The sequence below is a fragment of the Syntrophobotulus glycolicus DSM 8271 genome, assembly GCF_000190635.1.
Classification (GTDB): Bacteria; Bacillota; Desulfitobacteriia; order Desulfitobacteriales; family Syntrophobotulaceae; genus Syntrophobotulus; species Syntrophobotulus glycolicus.
Genome location: NC_015172.1, coordinates 2,096,353 through 2,113,122 on the forward strand (window position 1 = coordinate 2,096,353; position 16,770 = coordinate 2,113,122).

Genomic DNA, 16,770 nt, shown 5'->3' on the forward strand with positions numbered 1-16,770 from the left:
AAATCAGTGGCCTTTCCAAGCGGAAAACCCCTCGCCGACAACCTCGGCAACCTCTCCGATCGCGACAAAGGCTTGGGGATCATGTTGATGAATAATATCCTTCAGCTGGGACAGCTGGGTTCGGTTCACAATGCTGTATACAACTTTTTTGTCCTGCTTGGAATACGCTCCTTCAGCCTGAAAGTACGTCACGCCTCTTTCCAAATTCAGAATAATATCTTCCGCAATCTGCTCAGGTTTGTCTGTAATCACCATAACACTTTTGGAATAATCCAGCCCCACCTGCACCAAATCAATGACCCTGGCCGCAGTATAGGCATAGATCATGGCAAACATCCCCATCTCAGGCTCAAAAATTATTGCTGCACAAAGGAGAATCAGCGCGTCCATCCCTAAGAGAATCTGACCCACACTGAATGAGATCCTTTTCGTCAGGATCAGAGCCAGAATATCGGTGCCGCCTAAAGACCCGTGAAACCTGAAGATGATGCCCATTCCGATCCCGGTGACCAGCCCGCCGAAAATCGAGGCTAATAATTGATTATCCGTAACCGCCGGGAGCTGGCTGGTGAACTTTAACGATACGGAGAGCGCGGTTACTCCCAATATGCTGTTCAAGAGCATTCTTCTGCCGATAATCTTATAACCCAGCATAAACAGGGGAATATTGATGATAAAGATGGCTAATCCCGTGTCCCAGCGGAACAAGTAATGAAGGATAATGGCAATGCCTGTTATGCCCCCGTCGGCGATCTTATTGGAAATAATAAAGATGTTAATACTGGTTGCCACAATGACGGCCCCGATCAAAATACCGAGACTTTGTTTGAATACTTTCCAAACTTTTAACAATATCGTCATTTTAATGATCTCCCTGCTATGATTTACCTTGACAAAAAAACCGGTTTCTAGTACATTAATCTAGCAGTTTAAATGCGCTCGTAGCTCAGGGGATAGAGTGACGGTTTCCGAGGCCGGAGGTCGCAGGTTCAAATCCTGCCGGGCGCACCATTCTAGATATCGATACCGCAAGGGATTGCGGTATTTTTTTTTACTCACTTCATTATACTATGCACCGACAGAATACCGGCACTCACCCGTGAATTTGATTTTCTCAACTAAAAGGGAAACGTATAACAGACCATTTAAAGTATACCATTGATTACTGTTTACTTAAATTTTATCCAGTTTAATTCCTTTTTAACAGCATCATTAACTTAAAAAAGCTAAAGCCATCTTTTGATCATTCCTTACGAAGAGACTTTTTGATTATGTATGATGATTGATCGTCATGATAAATGGTTTGTTTTTTAAAAATCAAATGTAAATTACCCAGGAGTATTATTGTATTTCTACTTCATGTTCTTCAATTTTAATTTAGATAACGGATTTTGTAAGTATTCTTGCCAATAATCATCCCCAACTATCCAGAAATTTGGATTATTTCATATGCAGATAAACAGGATTTGCCGATCAGTCTTTGAGAATACCCTGCCTTATCGTTAGGGCTGATACATTTTCCGCAGCAAAGTGTGCAAAAATTGAAGTAATGTTTAAGTATATGGAAATATATTCTAAATAACCGCGCAATAATTAAAAATTTGCACAGATTTAGCCGGAAAACTGGTTTTTAATCTGGGATATTTGCACAATACTTGAAATTTTGCACACCTCACAGTATGATTCTTAGATGAAAGAGTATTTTAGTTATTTTTCAGCTGCCGCCTTTTGGAATATCCCATATATTGAAGCCGTGCTCGGTTCTGAAATCGCCGGAACAGACTCGGTCGATTTTACATTAGAAACTTCGGGTAAACGAGGATACACTAAATAAGAGGACAAAAACTGTGAGGATCAAAAATTAGGTCCAGCCTTTAATAAAAAAGGTGATAATTCCGGTCGCACCAAGAGCAAGCCAACCCATGCCTTTATAAAACCGTACCATCTGCAAAATATTTTTCATATTGTGTCACACACACATGGAAATGTTGTCTAATTATACGGAGGAACAAAAATGGGGAAAAATGAAATTGACAATTTAATTGAGCATGCCATTTCCGGTGACAAAAAAGATCTCGAAGAACTTTTACTTAGTGTTCAGGATATTGTGTTTAATTTATCCCTCCGGATGTTGGGAACCTTAACCGATGCCGAGGACGCGACGCAAGATATTCTTGTTCATATTATGACAAATTTATCATCTTTCCGAAGAGAAAGTACATTTCAAACCTGGGTTTACCGCTTATCTGTCAACTATTTAATTAACTACAAAAAGTCGATGTTTTCTCAATATCCAATGGATTTTGAATTCTACGGTAATGATATAAGATTTGCTAAAACAGATGAAGTCGAGGCTTTGACCGAAGAAATGAGCAGGGAGTTGCTGTCTGACGAATTAAAAATGTCTTGTACAAATGTGATGCTTCAATGCTTGGATTCGGAAAGCCGCTGTATTTTTATCATGGGAACAATGTTTAAAATTGACAGTCGTATTGCTGGCGAGGTATTGCATATAACTCCTGAAAATTATAGGCAACGGCTTTCAAGGACCAGAAAAAAGGTTGCGGGGTTTTTAGCATATCACTGTGGCTTAACAGAAACCGGATTTTGCCTATGTCAAAATCGAATAAACTATGCTATTTCACAGGGGCGTGTCAATCCTAAAAAATTAGAATATACACAGCTTCGTCCGTTGGATAAGTCCGTTCTCTTTCAGTGTAAAGAGGAAATGGAGCATTTGGACGCGCTGGCTTGCTCTTTTGAAAAGCTGCCTTGTTACCAATCCACTGTTACCGCTTATGCGATAATCGAAAAGTTGTTCCACTCAAAACATCTAAAGAAAATACAGGAATTTTAGGAGGATAATTTATGGCGAGCTCCATACTTACATATTTGGCGGCATTGGAATCCAATAATAACCGTGAATGGTATCAGGCTCATAAGGCTGATTTTCAACAGGCTAATAGTGAATTTGAAGGTTTAATTCAATCGCTCATTTTTGAATTGGGAAAAAACGAACCAAACATACTGATGCACGAACCCAAAGACCTGACGTTTAGATTGGTTAGGGATACCCGTTATAGCCACGACAAATCGCCCTATAATCCAACATTCCGTTGTCATATTTCTTCTGCCGGAAAATTGCCTATACCTGTTGGCTACTATCTCTCTATCCGGCCCGGTAATCGTTCTTTCTTTGGTGGCGGGCTCTTTGCCGATATGTTCAAAGAAGCCACCAATATGATTAGAATGCACATAAATACTCATGCCGAAGAATTTAAACAAATTATTACAGAACCCGCTTTTCAGCAGAACTTTGAAGTGCGAGGTGAATCATTGCACAATGTACCCAAAGAGTTTTGCAAAGATCATCCGCTGGCTGACTTTTTGAAATTCAAAAGTTGGTATATCGAATATTCCGTCAGTGATGATTCGATTGACCATTCGCAAAACTTTATTTCAATGGCCGTCGAGAAGTACCTGCTTATGAAGCCATTTAATGATTTTCTCAACGATGCACTACACGGCTTTACAATGCCGCAAAGATAAAGGGAGAAACAAAAATGGCTTCAAGCGAGGATTTTGCAAAATATGTTGCAGAGCAACTTAGTGATGCCTGGACAATTACCTAAAAGAAAATGCCTGGGGAATATGGACTTTACTGCAACGAAAAGTTTTTTGCTTGTGTCTCTGACAATCAACTTTTTGTCAAAATTACTGATAGAGGGCGAGAAGTATTGCGAACGGTTGAAAAAATTGGTGCCGTACAACACATAGATTGGAATAATGTTATGTGGAAATTACTTAAAAAGTCATCTAAATTGCAATGGCTTGGCCTTATCGGAATAGTGGGCAGCGTTTTTGAAATAACCAGTCTAACCTGGTTTTACCTGTTCTGGCTATTTGCGTGGATAGACATTTTTTCGCCAGTTCGGAGCGTGACAAACAGCCTGTTGTTTTTACTGCAAAATCTGGCTATGCTGTTGAGTATTCCTCTTACTCCATTGTTGCATGGCTTTAGATTGCCAAGTAAAGAAAGCTACGTCCCCCAATGCCAATATTCCCTGCCCTTTGAGGGAAAATGGCACGTTGTAAACGGTGGCGTTGATAAGAAAACTTCCCATTCATGGTATATGTATTCTCAACGATACGCTTACGATTTCTTTATTGTTGATGAAAAAGATAAATCGCATAGCGGAAGCAGAGACATTTTGAGCGACTACTACTGCTACAAGAAAACTGTTCTCGCACCCGCTGACGGCATTGTTGTCGCCGTAAAAGGCAAGTATTACGATACGCCAATTGTCGAAGTCGGACAGGCTGATTGCGCGGCTCCAGACGTTAGAGGCAATCATATCATTATCCGTCACAGCGAAAACGAATATAGTATGATTGCCCACTTATTAAAGGACAGCATTTGCGTGAAGCATGGCGATAAAGTTAGCAGAGGGCAAAAAATCGCTTTATGCGGGAACAGCGGGAACACAAGCGAACCTCACATACATTTTCAAATTCAGTCAGGAAAGAGTTTTCTCTTTTCTGCGGGGCTACCAATATCTTTTACAGCTATCATGATTGACGGCATGATGAAGATGAAATCTTGTTTTATTACCAATGGAACAACTGTTCAGAATATATAGCCAACTTTGCTATATCTAAGACAGGAGGGAGTGGAATGAACGCCAACCATATTCTCGACACATTGGAAATAATTGACGACAAATATATCATACAAGCAAAGGAGCATAATGCTATGGATATCACTTCTACGAAAGGCACACAAAAGAGGGTTAGAAACTGGAGGCGCACCCTCGTTTTAGCTGCTGCCATTATCGCAGTCTTGGCGCTTTGCGGATTTGAGTCCTATCAATTCGGCTTGTTTGACCCGTGGTTCCAGAAGCCTTCCGCGAACCCGATAGAAACCGTCCAAAGTGCAATCGAAAATCAGATAGACAAAGAGTACACATTAAGTGTGCAAATTGAAGAAATAAAGGTGGATGATGAAGAAACTATGCGCGTCGTTCAGATGTATTCAAGCAGTGAGTTGGCCGAGACAAGAGGCTGGACAGATGAATATTTAGCGGAGCATTTTATTGTCGTATGGGCGAAATACGCTGTCAAGTACGATCATACAAAGACTTTTTTGGATGACGGTAATACAGAGCAGTATTTCTATTTGACGCAGGATGAAGATAGCGGAGACTGGACGATTGTAGACAATACCAGTCCAAATATTTCCAACGATATTCACCCCCATGATGTACCAGTTCAATGAGATGTTTTCATAAAGAATGGTATAATTTATACGACAAACCCACAAGGCGGTATTATCAAAGCTGGAACAGCCGACAGATGCTCAAGAAGAGTATCCGTCGGCTGTTCCTTTCTCACAGAGATAATCTGGATAACTTGGAACGATTCTGAAAATGATGGATATGGAGAAAATTGCTCATTTTTCGCAGCAAAAATCACTCGAACAAATTGCGCTGCTTTTGCAAATTGCGTTTTTTTCGGTATACTTGTAAAAAACCAAAAGTAATAAATAAACCAAGAATTAGGCTTGTTATACCGAAAATAAGATTAGCGGTCGTTTGGGTTCCAATATTACCCAAGCCAGTGCATATACTTGTAATGCCGATACATCCAACAAGTGTCAACACGCGGTTCAAAAGTTTGATACGAGATGCATTATCGGAATACAGGTTAAATTCACCGTTATCTGTTTTCCTTCTAAAATATACCCAGCGCATAACAGATCCCAAATACTCAGCACCGCTTTCCTCAAGGAATTTTATATATTGTTGGCTTTCTGCGTTTGTGGGAACGTTATTCAAAAGCTCAAGACGAACGTTATATTCACCTGGCAAGCACTCTTCAAAAGTATATCTGCAAAAGCCTATCGCCACAAGTACAAGACCCTTGGCTGCCATTTCATTGAGCCAAATTTCTTCTTTTTCAAAATCCCATGCCCAAAAGCATTTACTGATTGTTCTTCTCATAATCGCTTACCCCCAGTATTATCTTTCCATTTTTTAAAAGCTCTTCGAGTCTGCACATTTCTACTGCAACAATTTCTTTGCCCAAGGAAGTTATTTGATATTCTTTTTTTCTACTATCTTTTTCTCCGGGAATTGCAGTAATCCACCCCTTTTCAAGCATTGTACTGATTGCACCATATAACGTTCCTGCTGCAAGCCTTACTCTTCCGCTGGATAGTTGCTCGATATTTTGCATAATTCCATACCCATGAAGTGGTGTTTGTATCGAAAGCAATATATAATATACCGCTTCGGTTAGTGCTCCATTTTGATTTGCTGACATATTAGCTCGTCCTCCTTTATATCCTTCTACGTTATATCGTCTAACGGTATATTCATAATAACAGTTGACTCTATAATTGTCAAGATATAAACAAAATTGCAGACATTCGATAAATGCCTGCAATTTGCAAAATATGAAATTTACTTATCCCACACTGGTGTAATAAAAACAGAATATCACTCTACATATCCAAGATACCACAATTCTTTATTCTGATAAAATAAGTGGTTTAGAGTTCTTTCAGCCACTCAGTAAACTCCTGCAAGCCGATCTCCCCGGCATCGCACATGGCTTTTCTTCTCTTGCTTTTTCGCTCCAAGCGTAGAATTCCTCCTGCTCAATTTTCCCGGCCCTAATCCAGCCAAAGCGCTTCTTGTATTCCCGGCGGTAGACCTTGAAAATGAGTGGTATGGCAAAAATACCAGCAAGAAAATCCGTGCTGTGTAGCAGGCCAAAGGAAAAAGCGGCGAACACCTTGCCGCCCCGCCTTGATGGGTTTAGGGGCATAAAAACTGAATATGTGGGCCCAGTGCCGTTACTATAACGCCGCCGCCCGCCATGAGTTTATGCTTCCCTTAGGACACTGTCCTAAGGGGCAGGGCGGAAAATTCAAAAATAATTCTAAAGGTACCAGGCACGGTTTTATTTATTGATCAGGAGAGAATCAACTTTCTTGCTTATCCTATCGGCGATATTCTCAACCGTATCCTCTCCATCCAGCTCTAAAATATTTTCCCCCTGGCTGCCCCAGGCCTCCTTGATTTTGATGTAGTTGGCCATCACTTCCTTTAAGATCACTTCTTGCTCAAATACATCGATTTGAAACCTGTTCTGCCTGATTCGCTCCATCGATACCTGAGGTCTGACCTTGACAAAAATCGTCAGATCAGGTTTGAGCGCATATTTATTCGTTTCCAGTATCCACTGTTCATCGATTTTTATCCCCTGATAAGCAAAGGAAGACCAGACATATCTGTCGCAAATGACAAGAGCCCCCTGCTCAAGGGCAGGAATAATTTTATGCTGGAGATGATCCATCCGGTCGGCCGCGAACATCAGGGTCAGGCTTTCCTCCCGAATTCCCTGCACCCGGTGGGTCAAAACCTGGCGGATCAGTGTCCCTATCGGCCCTTCACTCGGTTCTTTCGCTAATAGGACTTTTTTTCCATGCTTATTCTCTATATACCTTTTCAACAGAGCGGACTGGGTACTGATCCCTGAGCCGTCCGTACCTTCCAGAACGATAAATTTTCCCGAAAATTGCTGTGTTTGCATTGATTTCTTCACTCCTTCCTTTTATTTTATCACAAAATACCCGTATACAATTAGGAGGAAATCTACTTGTATACGGGTATTCTCTTGATGATTTAAACAGGATGACCTGTTCAAATAAACCATTTATTTTCAATCTTGATTTTTTCCGGATCAATTCAATCTCCTGAACTGGTGATTGATTTTTTTCTCATCCCGATTGATTAAATAAAATATTATTAATAAAAAGATTTCGTATCATTTAGCCTACTTTACTCATGACCCTTAATTTATCCGCGAGGAGAGCAATAAATTCCGAGTTGGTCGGCTTTTGCCTTTCTATGTTCATGGAATAGCCAAAAATTCTTTTGAGGGTTTCCATATGTCCTCTTTCCCAGGCCAGCTCGATCGCATGCCTGATCCCCCGTTCAACTCTGCTCGGCGCTGTGTTGTATTTCTTGGCAATTGCCGGATAGAGTTCCTTTGTTACGGCCCCAAGCAACGAGACATCCTCAATCACCATCATTATGGCATCCCTGATATATTGATATCCTTTGACATGAGCCGGAATTCCCAGCTGATGCATCATGGTTGTTACCTCAACATTGAGATTGATTGCCTTACCTGCGGTCGCAATTGAGGTGCACACCTGCAAGGGAGGGGTATTTGTCACTTCGATATCCTGGGTAAGAGTGCGGATTCTCTTGCCAAGGATTTCAAGGTCAAATGGTTTAAGAATAAAATAATCCACTCCCATGACCATTGCCTGATGGGTCAGGGTTTCATGCCCAAATGCCGTCAGCATGATAATTTTAGGCCTATTTATCGAAGCTCTGCCATTAATCCTTTCCAATACCTCCAACCCGTCAAGATTTGGCATGACTAAATCCATAATAACAAGATCAGGATCCTGCTTTTGAATTTGCTCCCAAGCCTCCAGTCCATTGTAAGCCATCCCAACTAATTCAAAATTATCATCTCTTTGGATATAATCCTGAAGTATTTGGCATAAATTCTTATTATCTTCCGCGACAATAATCTTAACCTTGTTTGTCATTTTCACTTATCCCGCCTTATTTATTTTTTCTGGTCCTTTATCCCCGGCCAGTGACTAAATTATAAAACAATCCGAGTGTCGAATTCTTAAAAAATAAGTAATCCCGTACTTTATTGGCAATTTATTCTACTCCAGCATTTCCAATACCTGACTCTGTTCTCCGATTATTTTTTTTAACGTCAAATTTTTTTCATTTTTACAAAACCTGTGAATCCGATCGCTTCCTGCCAGTAAATTTGGCTTCCTTAGAAACCCTGTCTTCTTGGGGCGAGTATTGGACAATAAAATAAAAAACAGCAAAGTCCGCTCCGGCCTTGCTGTTTTTTGCCCGATTTTATTCTGTTTCGTCGTAATTATCCTTTCCTTCGTTCTTTTCTTGATTTAGTTGATGATGATTGCTTCAGTCGGACAATTCTCCGCCGCTTCCTGAGCGGTTTCCTCCAGCTCTTCCGGCACATGCTCATTTAACGTTATGGCCAGCCCGTCATCATCCATTTGATAAATTTCCGGACAAATTACCGGACAGTTTCCGCATCCTATACATGCGTCTTTTTCTATTGTTGTGATCATGTTCTCACCTCATTAAAAAAGTTAGTTTATTTTACCCATTCCGGATGATGATATGCATTTACGGGTTGAAGATCAGCCTGACGAATGCTGAAACAGAAGCATCCGGTTTGCGCCAGAGAACAATTGTACTGATGAATAAAATCGCGGTTATGGCAAAAATAAAGTGGCGGTTGTAAAACATAATTTCCCTCCTTACATTTTTTACTAATGATTATGCAAGGAGGGCTTAGAATATTTAGTCCAAACAGTTTTTATGGATTATTTTCTCTTTAATCCGCCGGTTGTTTTCTTATCCCTGTTTTTATCTTCTTTTATTTTTGGCTCAGAGAACTTTTCTCCATATTTTTATGGATCTGCAATCGTCTTTAGTTTTGTCGGCTTGACTTTTATTTATTTTTAAATACTTTTCTCAATATGTTTAGAAACGGTTCCGGTAATCTGAAATAATAGATTCTCATTTTCTTCCCTCCCTTCTAACCGATTTGGTAACTGCTTACGGCGGCTTCCAATTGCTTGATCAATTCTATCTCCTCGGCAGTTTTTGCGGTAAAGTAGAGTTTTCCAATGATTGAGGTAATCATTTTAATCACATCTTCAAATTTCATATTATCTTTCATGGCAATTTTTTCACTGGTTTCAATCATTGCTACGCCGAATTGATGCCCCACCCCCTCTTTAATCATTCTGGTGCATGTTTTGCCTAACAATTTCATGACCAGGGCTGCTTCTTGATTGTCCAACTGCCTTACAGCATCTATTGTGGTATTTAGTCCTTGTACTATTCTTACCCCAATACCCATCCAATCGACCGGCTGAGTCATATTCATCCTCCCTCTAAACTAAAATCACCTGTGCCATACTATATGCACAGGTGATTTTGGGGGTGAAAAAGATGAGATGTTGTTATTTTCCAAGTTTGGGTACTTGCAGGGATGAAATCATCAATACACTCAGTAAGAGCATCATTACAGGAAAGACCTGCCAGGGAATAGTCTGGGCAAACAGCAGCAGGAGAGCCATAAATCCACCGGCAAAAGTAATGGGAACGCCGATAAAGTAATCCGAAACATTTAAAACATTAAACCTGGCCAGCCTGAGCGCCCCGCAGATGGCAAAAAAAGCCGACAGCCACAGGCCCCAGAAGGGAAGATGCGTTTGGTATACCACCACATAGATCATCACAGCGGGAGCCAGACCAAAGGAAACAATATCACTGAGGGAATCAAGCTCCTTGCCGAAATCTGAGTTTGCTTTTAATTTGCGGGCAATCTTGCCGTCCATTGAATCCATCAACACAGATAATAACACCATGCCTGCCCCAAGATTGACCTGAGAATCAATAATAAAAATAATTGCTAAGAAACCAAAAAGCAGATTGGCAACCGTCACCAGACAAGGCAATACCCTTGTATAATCGATTTTGGACAAATCGTTCACTCTCCCCGTTAAATTCACAAATCGTCTTTTTTCTTTATGCGTCATTTAACACACAGCTGATTATTCCGCAACCAGCTTGTTCATCTTTGCTAATACTTCCTCACTTCTTCCTGTAAAATATTGTTCGATCGGCAGCGCGTCCAAAAAGTATCGTCCATAATACTTTTTCAATACCCTGTCATCAAGTAAAATCATTACTCCGCTGTCCGTCCCGGAACGGATCAGTCTGCCGAACCCCTGGCGAAACCTGATGACAGCTTCCGGCAATAAAAGCTCGATAAATGGATTCCTTCCCTCTTCCTCCAGCTTGTTCGATCTGGCTTGAACCAAAGGCATTGAAGGGGACATAAACGGCAATTTGACGATAATCACACAAGACAGTTTTTCTCCCGGCACATCTATCCCTTCCCAGAAGCTGTTTGTGCCCATCAGAACACTGCGGGGATTCTCCATAAAGCTCCTCAAAATGGATTCCCTTCTCCCGTTGATGCCCTGGGCCAGGAGATCCAAGCCTTCCGCAGCCGCCCAGTGTTCTGATTGATGATAGACATGCTGCATGAGCTGATATGAGGTGAATAAGACCAGGGTCCGCCCCTTCAGCAGCGCGGCCGCCCTGCCGATAAAGCCGGCGATTTCTCCGGCCATCAAAGACCCGGGCGCCGAGCTGACATCGAGCCCTTTGACAATGCAAAAGGTCACATTTTCTTTGTAATCAAATGGAGAATGATAAATGACGGTCTGGAAATTTTCTGTCAGACCAATATCTTTCGTAAAGTAATCAAAATTCCCGTTGACACTTAATGTTGCCGAAGTCAGCACCGTAGAGGCGTTTTTCTCCAGAATACGTTCCCTGATGATCGAGCTCACATCAATACAGGAATGTTTTAAATATATACCGTTGTTTTTTTCAAGATATGTTACTCTGCCCTGCCTGTCCTGCTTTAAAATATCCTCTAAACCCTTGATCATCTCTCCAAGTTCTACGATATTTTTAATCATATCATATTTTATGGTGCTGATCTGATCATTATCGCTAAATAAAAGTTTATTTATGGACTCCAGAACCATTTTCAGTGTTCTGAACCTTTCCAGATAGTTTTCCAAGCCGACGTAGAAAAAGGAAAGGTCTTCTGATCCGACATATGCTTCCTCAAGGATGATCCCATTTTGGTTTCCCATCACTGAAGCAAAAAAAGAAAATAACTCGGCGGATTGTTCATGCAAGCTCAAACAGCTTTGAGAAACAGACTGGATCTTATCTCTGAGTTCTGAACCGTTCAGATTGAACTGTTCTCCTCTGAGCAGGCCGGTCAACGCAGCGACCAGGCTCAATCGGCCTGTACCGGCGATTCCATTCAGCAGCCAGTCGATACTCCTTGCCGATAATTCAAAGCCAAGCTGGCTGATTGCGGTCTGATACAGGTTATGGGCCTCATCAATAATCAAATAACTGTATTCGGGAATAATCTGGTTGTCTGTTTTTACATCAGAAAAAAGCAAAGAATGGTTAATGATGATCAGATCAGCCTTTTCGGCCCTTCTTCTGGCCATCAGCAGATAACAGCTCTTGGCGTAAGGACAGCGGCCGGGTTCACATAGAGAATCCGCCCCCAAACTGCTCCAAACGGACGTCATTCCCGGCTGCTGAGGCAGTTCGCTCAAATCCCCTGTCCTTGTTTCCAGGCGCCACACGAACAGGCTTAAAAACGCCGTTTTTTCCTCTCCCGTAAAGTGGGTCCTCTTTTGGCGTTCCAGCTGGTCATTCCTTCTGCAGTAATAATTGCCTTTTCCTTTCAGCACACAGCCGCGGAATGAAAACGGCAATATTTTATGGAGAAAAGGCAGGTCTTTCTGATCAAGCTGAGTTTGCAGGGGTATGGTATGGGTGGCGACAACAACCTTTTGCTGATTTTTTCTTGCCCACCATACTGCCGGAAGCAAATACGCGATAGACTTGCCTGTTCCTGTACCCGCTTCGATCACGGTATTCCTGGACTGCAAGAATCCGTCGATCACCTTGCCGGCCATCTCCACCTGCAGGTCCCTGCTTTCGTATCCGGGCATTGCCGCCGCCAACAGCCCGTCCTGCCGAAAACACTCCAGCACCCAGTTTTTATCCTCAAGAATCTGTTCCTTTCTCGGCTGATAAAACAGCCCTTCCTCCGGGAAATCATTTTGATCGATGACCCTCAGTGGTCTGTCCGGATAATCTTTGAGGACAGCGCTCTTCAGCATTTGAAAAAAGCAGGCTAATTCGGGGTGATCCAGCCAATCTGCCGTTTCCGAAAAAAAAGTAAGATCAAAGGTTCTCCCTTTTTCCTCACATTTTTGTAAAATACCGCTGATCAGATCCAATTCGTTTTCGCTCTTTGCTATCCCCAGTTTTTCCGCCAGCTGATACAGGCGGTAATTCCCTTCCCGGGGAAAAAGAATCATCGCCAGTTTTTTTACATTGATCCGGGTCTGGGGAATGCCCCCCATTTTCCTGAAGTACCCGAGATCGGCCTCCTCATAGTAAGCAAAAACATCCGCTGCGGAAATTAAGCCCTGGAGCTCTTCTGCCTGATCAGGATCAGAATAACCGTACTGCGGTTCCAGATCCTCTTTGATCAGCAGTGCTCCAATGCTGTCCCCATCGGACAAAACAGGACGTACAAGTTTGATGATCATTACCGCATGTCCAAACATTCAGACCCTCTCGCTTATTGGCTCGAATTGTTACGCTATCCAGAAAAATGATCATGTATTTTGGTGATCATCAGGTATAATTAAAGAGATAAAAAAGATCATTGAACAAACTTTTTACATCACGATACCTGAGTTCATGATATACTTTTATTGTCATCCTAAAGGTATTCGGAGGAGAATAAGATGAGACTTCATTTTTTACAGACGAATTTCCCCAGTGGGAGATCCCATATCCTCATGCGCAATGCAGATCATTCAAATACAGAACTTTATCATTATATCATGGTTTTAAGCAACAGGGGAGAACTATGGGTAGACGTTTTTTGGCCCCTTGATGAAGAATCAGAGAAAAAAACATTCAGCATTTCAGAACAGCAATTTTGGCATACCTTCAGAGAGTGGAGGCTGCTGGGGCTTGAATTAGGGAACTCCAGTCAGGTTGCCCAAATGCTGGCAAAAAAACAGCTGGACAAAAAAGCCGGCCTGAAAAAGCTGGTTTAACATTGCCGGCAGATGATCACCGCTGATCTTTAACTGTCCTGATCGAAGACTTGTTTGACCTTGGATTTGTTCAACCTGTAAATAAACGCCAAGACCTGGGCAACCACCTCGTACAATTCAACCGGGATTTCCCCTGATAGTTCCACCAGCATTAAAGCATTGACCAAGGCTTCGTTTTTTTGGATCGGGATGCCTTGTTCACCGGCCTTCTCAATGATTTTTTGGGCAATATACCCTTCCCCTTTGGCGACAACGCGCGGCGCACCGGTATGTTCATAAGCCAGGGCAGCCGCTTTTTCCTTGGGAATTTGAATTCTTTTATCCAAATAAATCAACCCCGCTTGATTCCCCAATCAAAAATTTGCCGAATTTTTCATTAGGGGTTAAATTTTTGACCTTGATCGACTTTAACTCAATCCCGATCTTACTGAACCCCAGCATGGATTCAGAGAAGAGGCCGGCGACCAGTCCTTTGATTAATTCCGGATCATCATGTAAAATACATAATTCCAGTGAACGGTCATAGACAACGATATCCGCCCCGACAGGACCCAGGGCCTCCGTATCAATCATCAGCCCGATCCTCATATGCTTATGATCGATCTTGTTCCCTTTTCTTTGTCCCTCCACCGCCACCCTGGCCTCATAGATCTCCCCATTTTCCCGGCAAGGAATGTTCATCAACAGAAAAGCATTTTCTTCCGAACCGCTTTGCAGCCAAATCTGTTGCCCTGTAATCTGGCTCAGCAGATTTTCCAATGCCGCCTTTTCCCCTGGCGGAATAGTTCTATGGCCGAAAAGATAATCCATAATCTTTCCTTTGAGCTCGGGCTCAGAATGCTCCTGTTTGTTGAGAAGCTTTTCCGCCAATTTATTTTCATGCTCTAAGCCAAGCATCCTAAAGAATTGGAGGATGCTCCCGGCATCAATATCCTTCCATTGGGGTATGGCTTCAGACAGGTTTGTGATGATCGCATTTGTCAGTTCGCTTACTTTCCCGAGATCATCGGCCGGCAGCACAGCGGCCGTCGTTTTATTCTCTATTTCCCTGAAATTCTCGATCAGGCTCTTGACCTCATCATTGAGGGGAATCCCCCTGTTTAAAACAGCCTTATCTTGAGTGATTCTGACCAGGACCGCGCCTTCATCGCTGATTTCCCTCACAACAGCCGGAAAGGAATCTCCTGTTCTTACCTTGGCCTCGACATTGGCCGCTATCTTCTGACCGCCGATCCTGATTTCCGCTTCGCCATTGCTCTGCATCTTAATGATATCGATCACTACTTTTTGGCCGACTTCCAGAATCATTCCCTGGCCAATTTTCTCCGAATTAATATTTATGGAGTTCAAAGCTCCTCTGTTCACCGCATTGGGCTCTCTGTTGACAACAAAGGGCTCTCTCTGCACAGCATTGGATTCTCTGTTTATCGTCCCTGATTCTCTGCCTGCGGCAGCGGGCTCCTTATTTGCGGCACCAGACTCTCTGCTTGCGGCAGCGGGCTCTCTGTTTATCGCAGCGGGTTCTCTGTTTATCGCGGCGGACTCTTTGCTTATGGTGTTGGCCTCTCTGTTCCCGCCAATAGCTTCTCTGGCCATGGGATTGGCCTCTCTGTTCTCCCCACCGGCACCCTGGTTTCTATTCATCCTGTTTGCGGCCCCCTCGGCCTCAAAGGTGTCCCTAAGGCCGGGATCCTGGTTGCTGTTCTTCCCTTCTGTCGTTTGATTGAAGGAAACAGCCTTTCCGTTTTTGCTCAAAATTCCCATTTCCAGAATAAGCTTATCCTGGTTGGCCTTAAGCAGTGTAACGCTGTCTTCACTGATCTCACTGATGACGGCTGTAAAAGACTCTCCCGCCTTGACACTGTTTTCAAAACTGGCTAAGTATTTCTGATTGCCGATAGAAACTTCAGCCTGGCCGCCATCCTTTAAGCTGATGATATGAATGGCCAGGCTCTCCCCGACTTTGAAGGAGATCCCTTCGACCAGGTTGGCGATTCTCATCGGAAGAATCAATGAATTCACATAGTTTAGTCCCATATCACTTACCACACTTATGATTTTATCTTCTAGCTAAACTATCGTAAGAACTGCTGAAATCCTGAATATTGACCTGCCCCTGAACGGCAAACGGCCATCGAATATTGCTAAACATTCGATGGCCGTTTATCTGGCCGCACGAGGCTTCCCTTAAGCCCTTCCCCATAAACTCTCCAAACCCTGAAGCTTTCTGATTTTACAGGCTGGAATCAATGATTTTTACTAAATCCCCTTTACCTCTGAACCCTACCGTCTTTTCCTTGATCTGACCATTTTTAAATAAGAGGAGCGACGGAATACTCATAATTCCATATTTTTGGGCAATCTCGCCCTGCTCGTCAACATTAAGCTTGCCAACAATCACTTTCCCGTCATAGTCTCCGGCCAATTCTTCCACTACCGGACCAATCATCCGGCAGGGACCGCACCAGGAAGCCCAAAAATCCACTAAAACAGGCTTGTCGGCATCGAGGACTTCATTCTGCCAGTTTTGAGAAGTAAATGTTTTTACATCAGCCATTGTAAATCCCCTCCTAATGTTTATTTGATGAATCGGTTAAGCAAGTCCATTAAATTATCTATCTCTTTTTCCTTCTCGCCGTTCAAAACATTTTCCAGACATTGCTTCGAATGGGTCTGAAAGATTAAGATTCCCACTTTATTCATTGCCGCTTTCACCGCCGCGACCTGAACCAGCACCTCGGAACAGGGCTTATCTTCCGTAAGCATACGTTGAAGACCCTTGACTTGACCCTCAATTCTCCTGAGTCTCTTGAAGACGTCTTCCCTGGTCAATTCTTGATCTGAGTCCTGATTTGATCTGTTGTTGTTCATCTTTTCTTCGTTCATCAGAAGCTCCTGCTCACAATACCCCAAGGGGGTAGCTTTAACCTCACTATAGCCTTAAA

The 16,770-nt window shown here is 42.6% G+C and carries 19 protein-coding genes and 1 tRNA gene; 6 read left to right on the forward strand and 14 right to left on the reverse strand.

The annotated features are described in order from the left end of the window. Positions 1–3: 3 nt before the first annotated feature. Positions 4–861, reverse strand: coding sequence for a YitT family protein (locus tag SGLY_RS10355; protein WP_013625240.1), 858 nt, complete (start codon positions 859–861; stop codon positions 4–6). A gap of 74 nt (positions 862–935) precedes the next feature. Between SGLY_RS10355 and SGLY_RS10360 the strand changes: the two genes are divergently transcribed. The 5 genes from SGLY_RS10360 to SGLY_RS10380 all read left to right on the forward strand — a co-directional run bounded on the left by SGLY_RS10360 (position 936) and on the right by SGLY_RS10380 (position 5,275). Beyond that, a tRNA-Arg gene (locus SGLY_RS10360) sits at positions 936–1,011 on the forward strand. A gap of 1,003 nt (positions 1,012–2,014) precedes the next feature. After that, on the forward strand, positions 2,015–2,857 hold the full coding sequence (locus tag SGLY_RS10365; RefSeq protein WP_013625241.1) for an RNA polymerase sigma factor: 843 nt from the start codon (positions 2,015–2,017) through the stop codon (positions 2,855–2,857). A gap of 11 nt (positions 2,858–2,868) precedes the next feature. Then, positions 2,869–3,549 (forward strand): DUF2461 domain-containing protein, encoded by a 681-nt coding sequence (locus SGLY_RS10370; protein ID WP_013625242.1) that lies wholly within the window; start codon positions 2,869–2,871, stop codon positions 3,547–3,549. Between the two features lie 188 nt (positions 3,550–3,737). Then, positions 3,738–4,640, forward strand: coding sequence for a M23 family metallopeptidase (locus SGLY_RS10375; RefSeq protein WP_242822945.1), 903 nt, complete (start codon positions 3,738–3,740; stop codon positions 4,638–4,640). Positions 4,641–4,675: 35 nt separating this feature from the next. Next, positions 4,676–5,275, forward strand: coding sequence for a hypothetical protein (locus SGLY_RS10380; RefSeq protein ID WP_013625244.1), 600 nt, complete (start codon positions 4,676–4,678; stop codon positions 5,273–5,275). 193 nt (positions 5,276–5,468) lie between these two features. Here the strand turns inward: SGLY_RS10380 and SGLY_RS10385 are convergent, their stop codons facing one another. From SGLY_RS10385 to SGLY_RS10425, 9 genes are all read right to left on the reverse strand, one after another. Beyond that, positions 5,469–5,999 (reverse strand): DUF2812 domain-containing protein, encoded by a 531-nt coding sequence (locus SGLY_RS10385; protein ID WP_013625245.1) that lies wholly within the window; start codon positions 5,997–5,999, stop codon positions 5,469–5,471. Further along, positions 5,980–6,321, reverse strand: coding sequence for a PadR family transcriptional regulator (locus SGLY_RS10390; RefSeq protein ID WP_013625246.1), 342 nt, complete (start codon positions 6,319–6,321; stop codon positions 5,980–5,982). The genes SGLY_RS10385 and SGLY_RS10390 overlap by 20 nt, the downstream gene beginning before the upstream one ends. 642 nt (positions 6,322–6,963) lie before the next feature. Then, positions 6,964–7,596 carry a dTMP kinase gene (gene tmk / locus SGLY_RS10400; protein WP_013625247.1) on the reverse strand — a complete coding sequence of 211 codons (633 nt, stop codon included), beginning with the start codon at positions 7,594–7,596 and terminating at the stop codon, positions 6,964–6,966. A 238-nt stretch (positions 7,597–7,834) separates the two neighbouring features. Continuing rightward, positions 7,835–8,629 carry a sporulation transcription factor Spo0A gene (gene spo0A, locus SGLY_RS10405; protein WP_013625248.1) on the reverse strand — a complete coding sequence of 265 codons (795 nt, stop codon included), beginning with the start codon at positions 8,627–8,629 and terminating at the stop codon, positions 7,835–7,837. A gap of 381 nt (positions 8,630–9,010) precedes the next feature. Further along, positions 9,011–9,199, reverse strand: a complete 189-nt coding sequence (locus tag SGLY_RS10410; protein ID WP_013625249.1) for a ferredoxin — start codon at positions 9,197–9,199, stop codon at positions 9,011–9,013. Positions 9,200–9,257: 58 nt separating this feature from the next. Continuing rightward, positions 9,258–9,380, reverse strand: coding sequence for a hypothetical protein (locus SGLY_RS18530; protein WP_013625250.1), 123 nt, complete (start codon positions 9,378–9,380; stop codon positions 9,258–9,260). 292 nt (positions 9,381–9,672) lie between these two features. Beyond that, positions 9,673–10,020, reverse strand: a complete 348-nt coding sequence (locus SGLY_RS10415; RefSeq protein ID WP_013625251.1) for a hypothetical protein — start codon at positions 10,018–10,020, stop codon at positions 9,673–9,675. Positions 10,021–10,102: 82 nt separating this feature from the next. Next, positions 10,103–10,627 carry a CDP-diacylglycerol--serine O-phosphatidyltransferase gene (gene pssA, locus SGLY_RS10420; RefSeq protein WP_013625252.1) on the reverse strand — a complete coding sequence of 175 codons (525 nt, stop codon included), beginning with the start codon at positions 10,625–10,627 and terminating at the stop codon, positions 10,103–10,105. Between the two features lie 69 nt (positions 10,628–10,696). Further along, the gene (locus SGLY_RS10425) at positions 10,697–13,324 is read right to left on the reverse strand and encodes an ATP-dependent DNA helicase (RefSeq protein WP_013625253.1); all 2,628 of its coding nucleotides are present in this window, start codon (positions 13,322–13,324) and stop codon (positions 10,697–10,699) included. Positions 13,325–13,507: 183 nt separating this feature from the next. Between SGLY_RS10425 and SGLY_RS10430 the strand changes: the two genes are divergently transcribed. After that, entirely contained in the window at positions 13,508–13,825 is a 318-nt protein-coding gene (locus SGLY_RS10430) for a hypothetical protein (protein ID WP_013625254.1), read from the forward strand. A gap of 29 nt (positions 13,826–13,854) precedes the next feature. On the opposite strand, the gene SGLY_RS10435 is transcribed toward SGLY_RS10430, so the two are convergent. The 4 genes from SGLY_RS10435 to SGLY_RS10450 form a co-directional block, all read right to left on the reverse strand. Beyond that, positions 13,855–14,160, reverse strand: coding sequence for an EscU/YscU/HrcU family type III secretion system export apparatus switch protein (locus tag SGLY_RS10435; protein WP_013625255.1), 306 nt, complete (start codon positions 14,158–14,160; stop codon positions 13,855–13,857). Next, positions 14,144–15,862 (reverse strand): hypothetical protein, encoded by a 1,719-nt coding sequence (locus SGLY_RS10440; RefSeq protein ID WP_041444781.1) that lies wholly within the window; start codon positions 15,860–15,862, stop codon positions 14,144–14,146. Before SGLY_RS10440 ends, SGLY_RS10435 begins: the two co-directional genes overlap by 17 nt. 196 nt (positions 15,863–16,058) lie before the next feature. Next, positions 16,059–16,382 (reverse strand): thioredoxin, encoded by a 324-nt coding sequence (gene trxA / locus SGLY_RS10445; protein ID WP_013625258.1) that lies wholly within the window; start codon positions 16,380–16,382, stop codon positions 16,059–16,061. A gap of 20 nt (positions 16,383–16,402) precedes the next feature. Continuing rightward, positions 16,403–16,711, reverse strand: a complete 309-nt coding sequence (locus tag SGLY_RS10450; RefSeq protein WP_013625259.1) for a metal-sensitive transcriptional regulator — start codon at positions 16,709–16,711, stop codon at positions 16,403–16,405. Between the last annotated feature and the right edge of the window lie 59 nt (positions 16,712–16,770).

What these genes read in the sequence shown, in the direction of transcription:
- SGLY_RS10355 (WP_013625240.1), bottom strand. Translation starts at nt 861, where the DNA reads ATGACGATATTGTTAAAAGTTTGGAAAGTATTCAAACAAAGTCTCGGT.
- SGLY_RS10365 (WP_013625241.1), top strand. Translation starts at nt 2,015, where the DNA reads ATGGGGAAAAATGAAATTGACAATTTAATTGAGCATGCCATTTCCGGT.
- SGLY_RS10370 (WP_013625242.1), top strand. Translation starts at nt 2,869, where the DNA reads ATGGCGAGCTCCATACTTACATATTTGGCGGCATTGGAATCCAATAAT.
- SGLY_RS10380 (WP_013625244.1), top strand. Translation starts at nt 4,676, where the DNA reads ATGAACGCCAACCATATTCTCGACACATTGGAAATAATTGACGACAAA.
- SGLY_RS10385 (WP_013625245.1), bottom strand. Translation starts at nt 5,999, where the DNA reads ATGAGAAGAACAATCAGTAAATGCTTTTGGGCATGGGATTTTGAAAAA.
- SGLY_RS10390 (WP_013625246.1), bottom strand. Translation starts at nt 6,321, where the DNA reads ATGTCAGCAAATCAAAATGGAGCACTAACCGAAGCGGTATATTATATA.
- tmk (WP_013625247.1), bottom strand. Translation starts at nt 7,596, where the DNA reads ATGCAAACACAGCAATTTTCGGGAAAATTTATCGTTCTGGAAGGTACG.
- spo0A (WP_013625248.1), bottom strand. Translation starts at nt 8,629, where the DNA reads ATGACAAACAAGGTTAAGATTATTGTCGCGGAAGATAATAAGAATTTA.
- SGLY_RS10410 (WP_013625249.1), bottom strand. Translation starts at nt 9,199, where the DNA reads ATGATCACAACAATAGAAAAAGACGCATGTATAGGATGCGGAAACTGT.
- SGLY_RS18530 (WP_013625250.1), bottom strand. Translation starts at nt 9,380, where the DNA reads ATGTTTTACAACCGCCACTTTATTTTTGCCATAACCGCGATTTTATTC.
- SGLY_RS10415 (WP_013625251.1), bottom strand. Translation starts at nt 10,020, where the DNA reads ATGACTCAGCCGGTCGATTGGATGGGTATTGGGGTAAGAATAGTACAA.
- SGLY_RS10425 (WP_013625253.1), bottom strand. Translation starts at nt 13,324, where the DNA reads ATGTTTGGACATGCGGTAATGATCATCAAACTTGTACGTCCTGTTTTG.
- SGLY_RS10430 (WP_013625254.1), top strand. Translation starts at nt 13,508, where the DNA reads ATGAGACTTCATTTTTTACAGACGAATTTCCCCAGTGGGAGATCCCAT.
- SGLY_RS10440 (WP_041444781.1), bottom strand. Translation starts at nt 15,862, where the DNA reads ATGGGACTAAACTATGTGAATTCATTGATTCTTCCGATGAGAATCGCC.
- trxA (WP_013625258.1), bottom strand. Translation starts at nt 16,382, where the DNA reads ATGGCTGATGTAAAAACATTTACTTCTCAAAACTGGCAGAATGAAGTC.
- SGLY_RS10450 (WP_013625259.1), bottom strand. Translation starts at nt 16,711, where the DNA reads ATGAACGAAGAAAAGATGAACAACAACAGATCAAATCAGGACTCAGAT.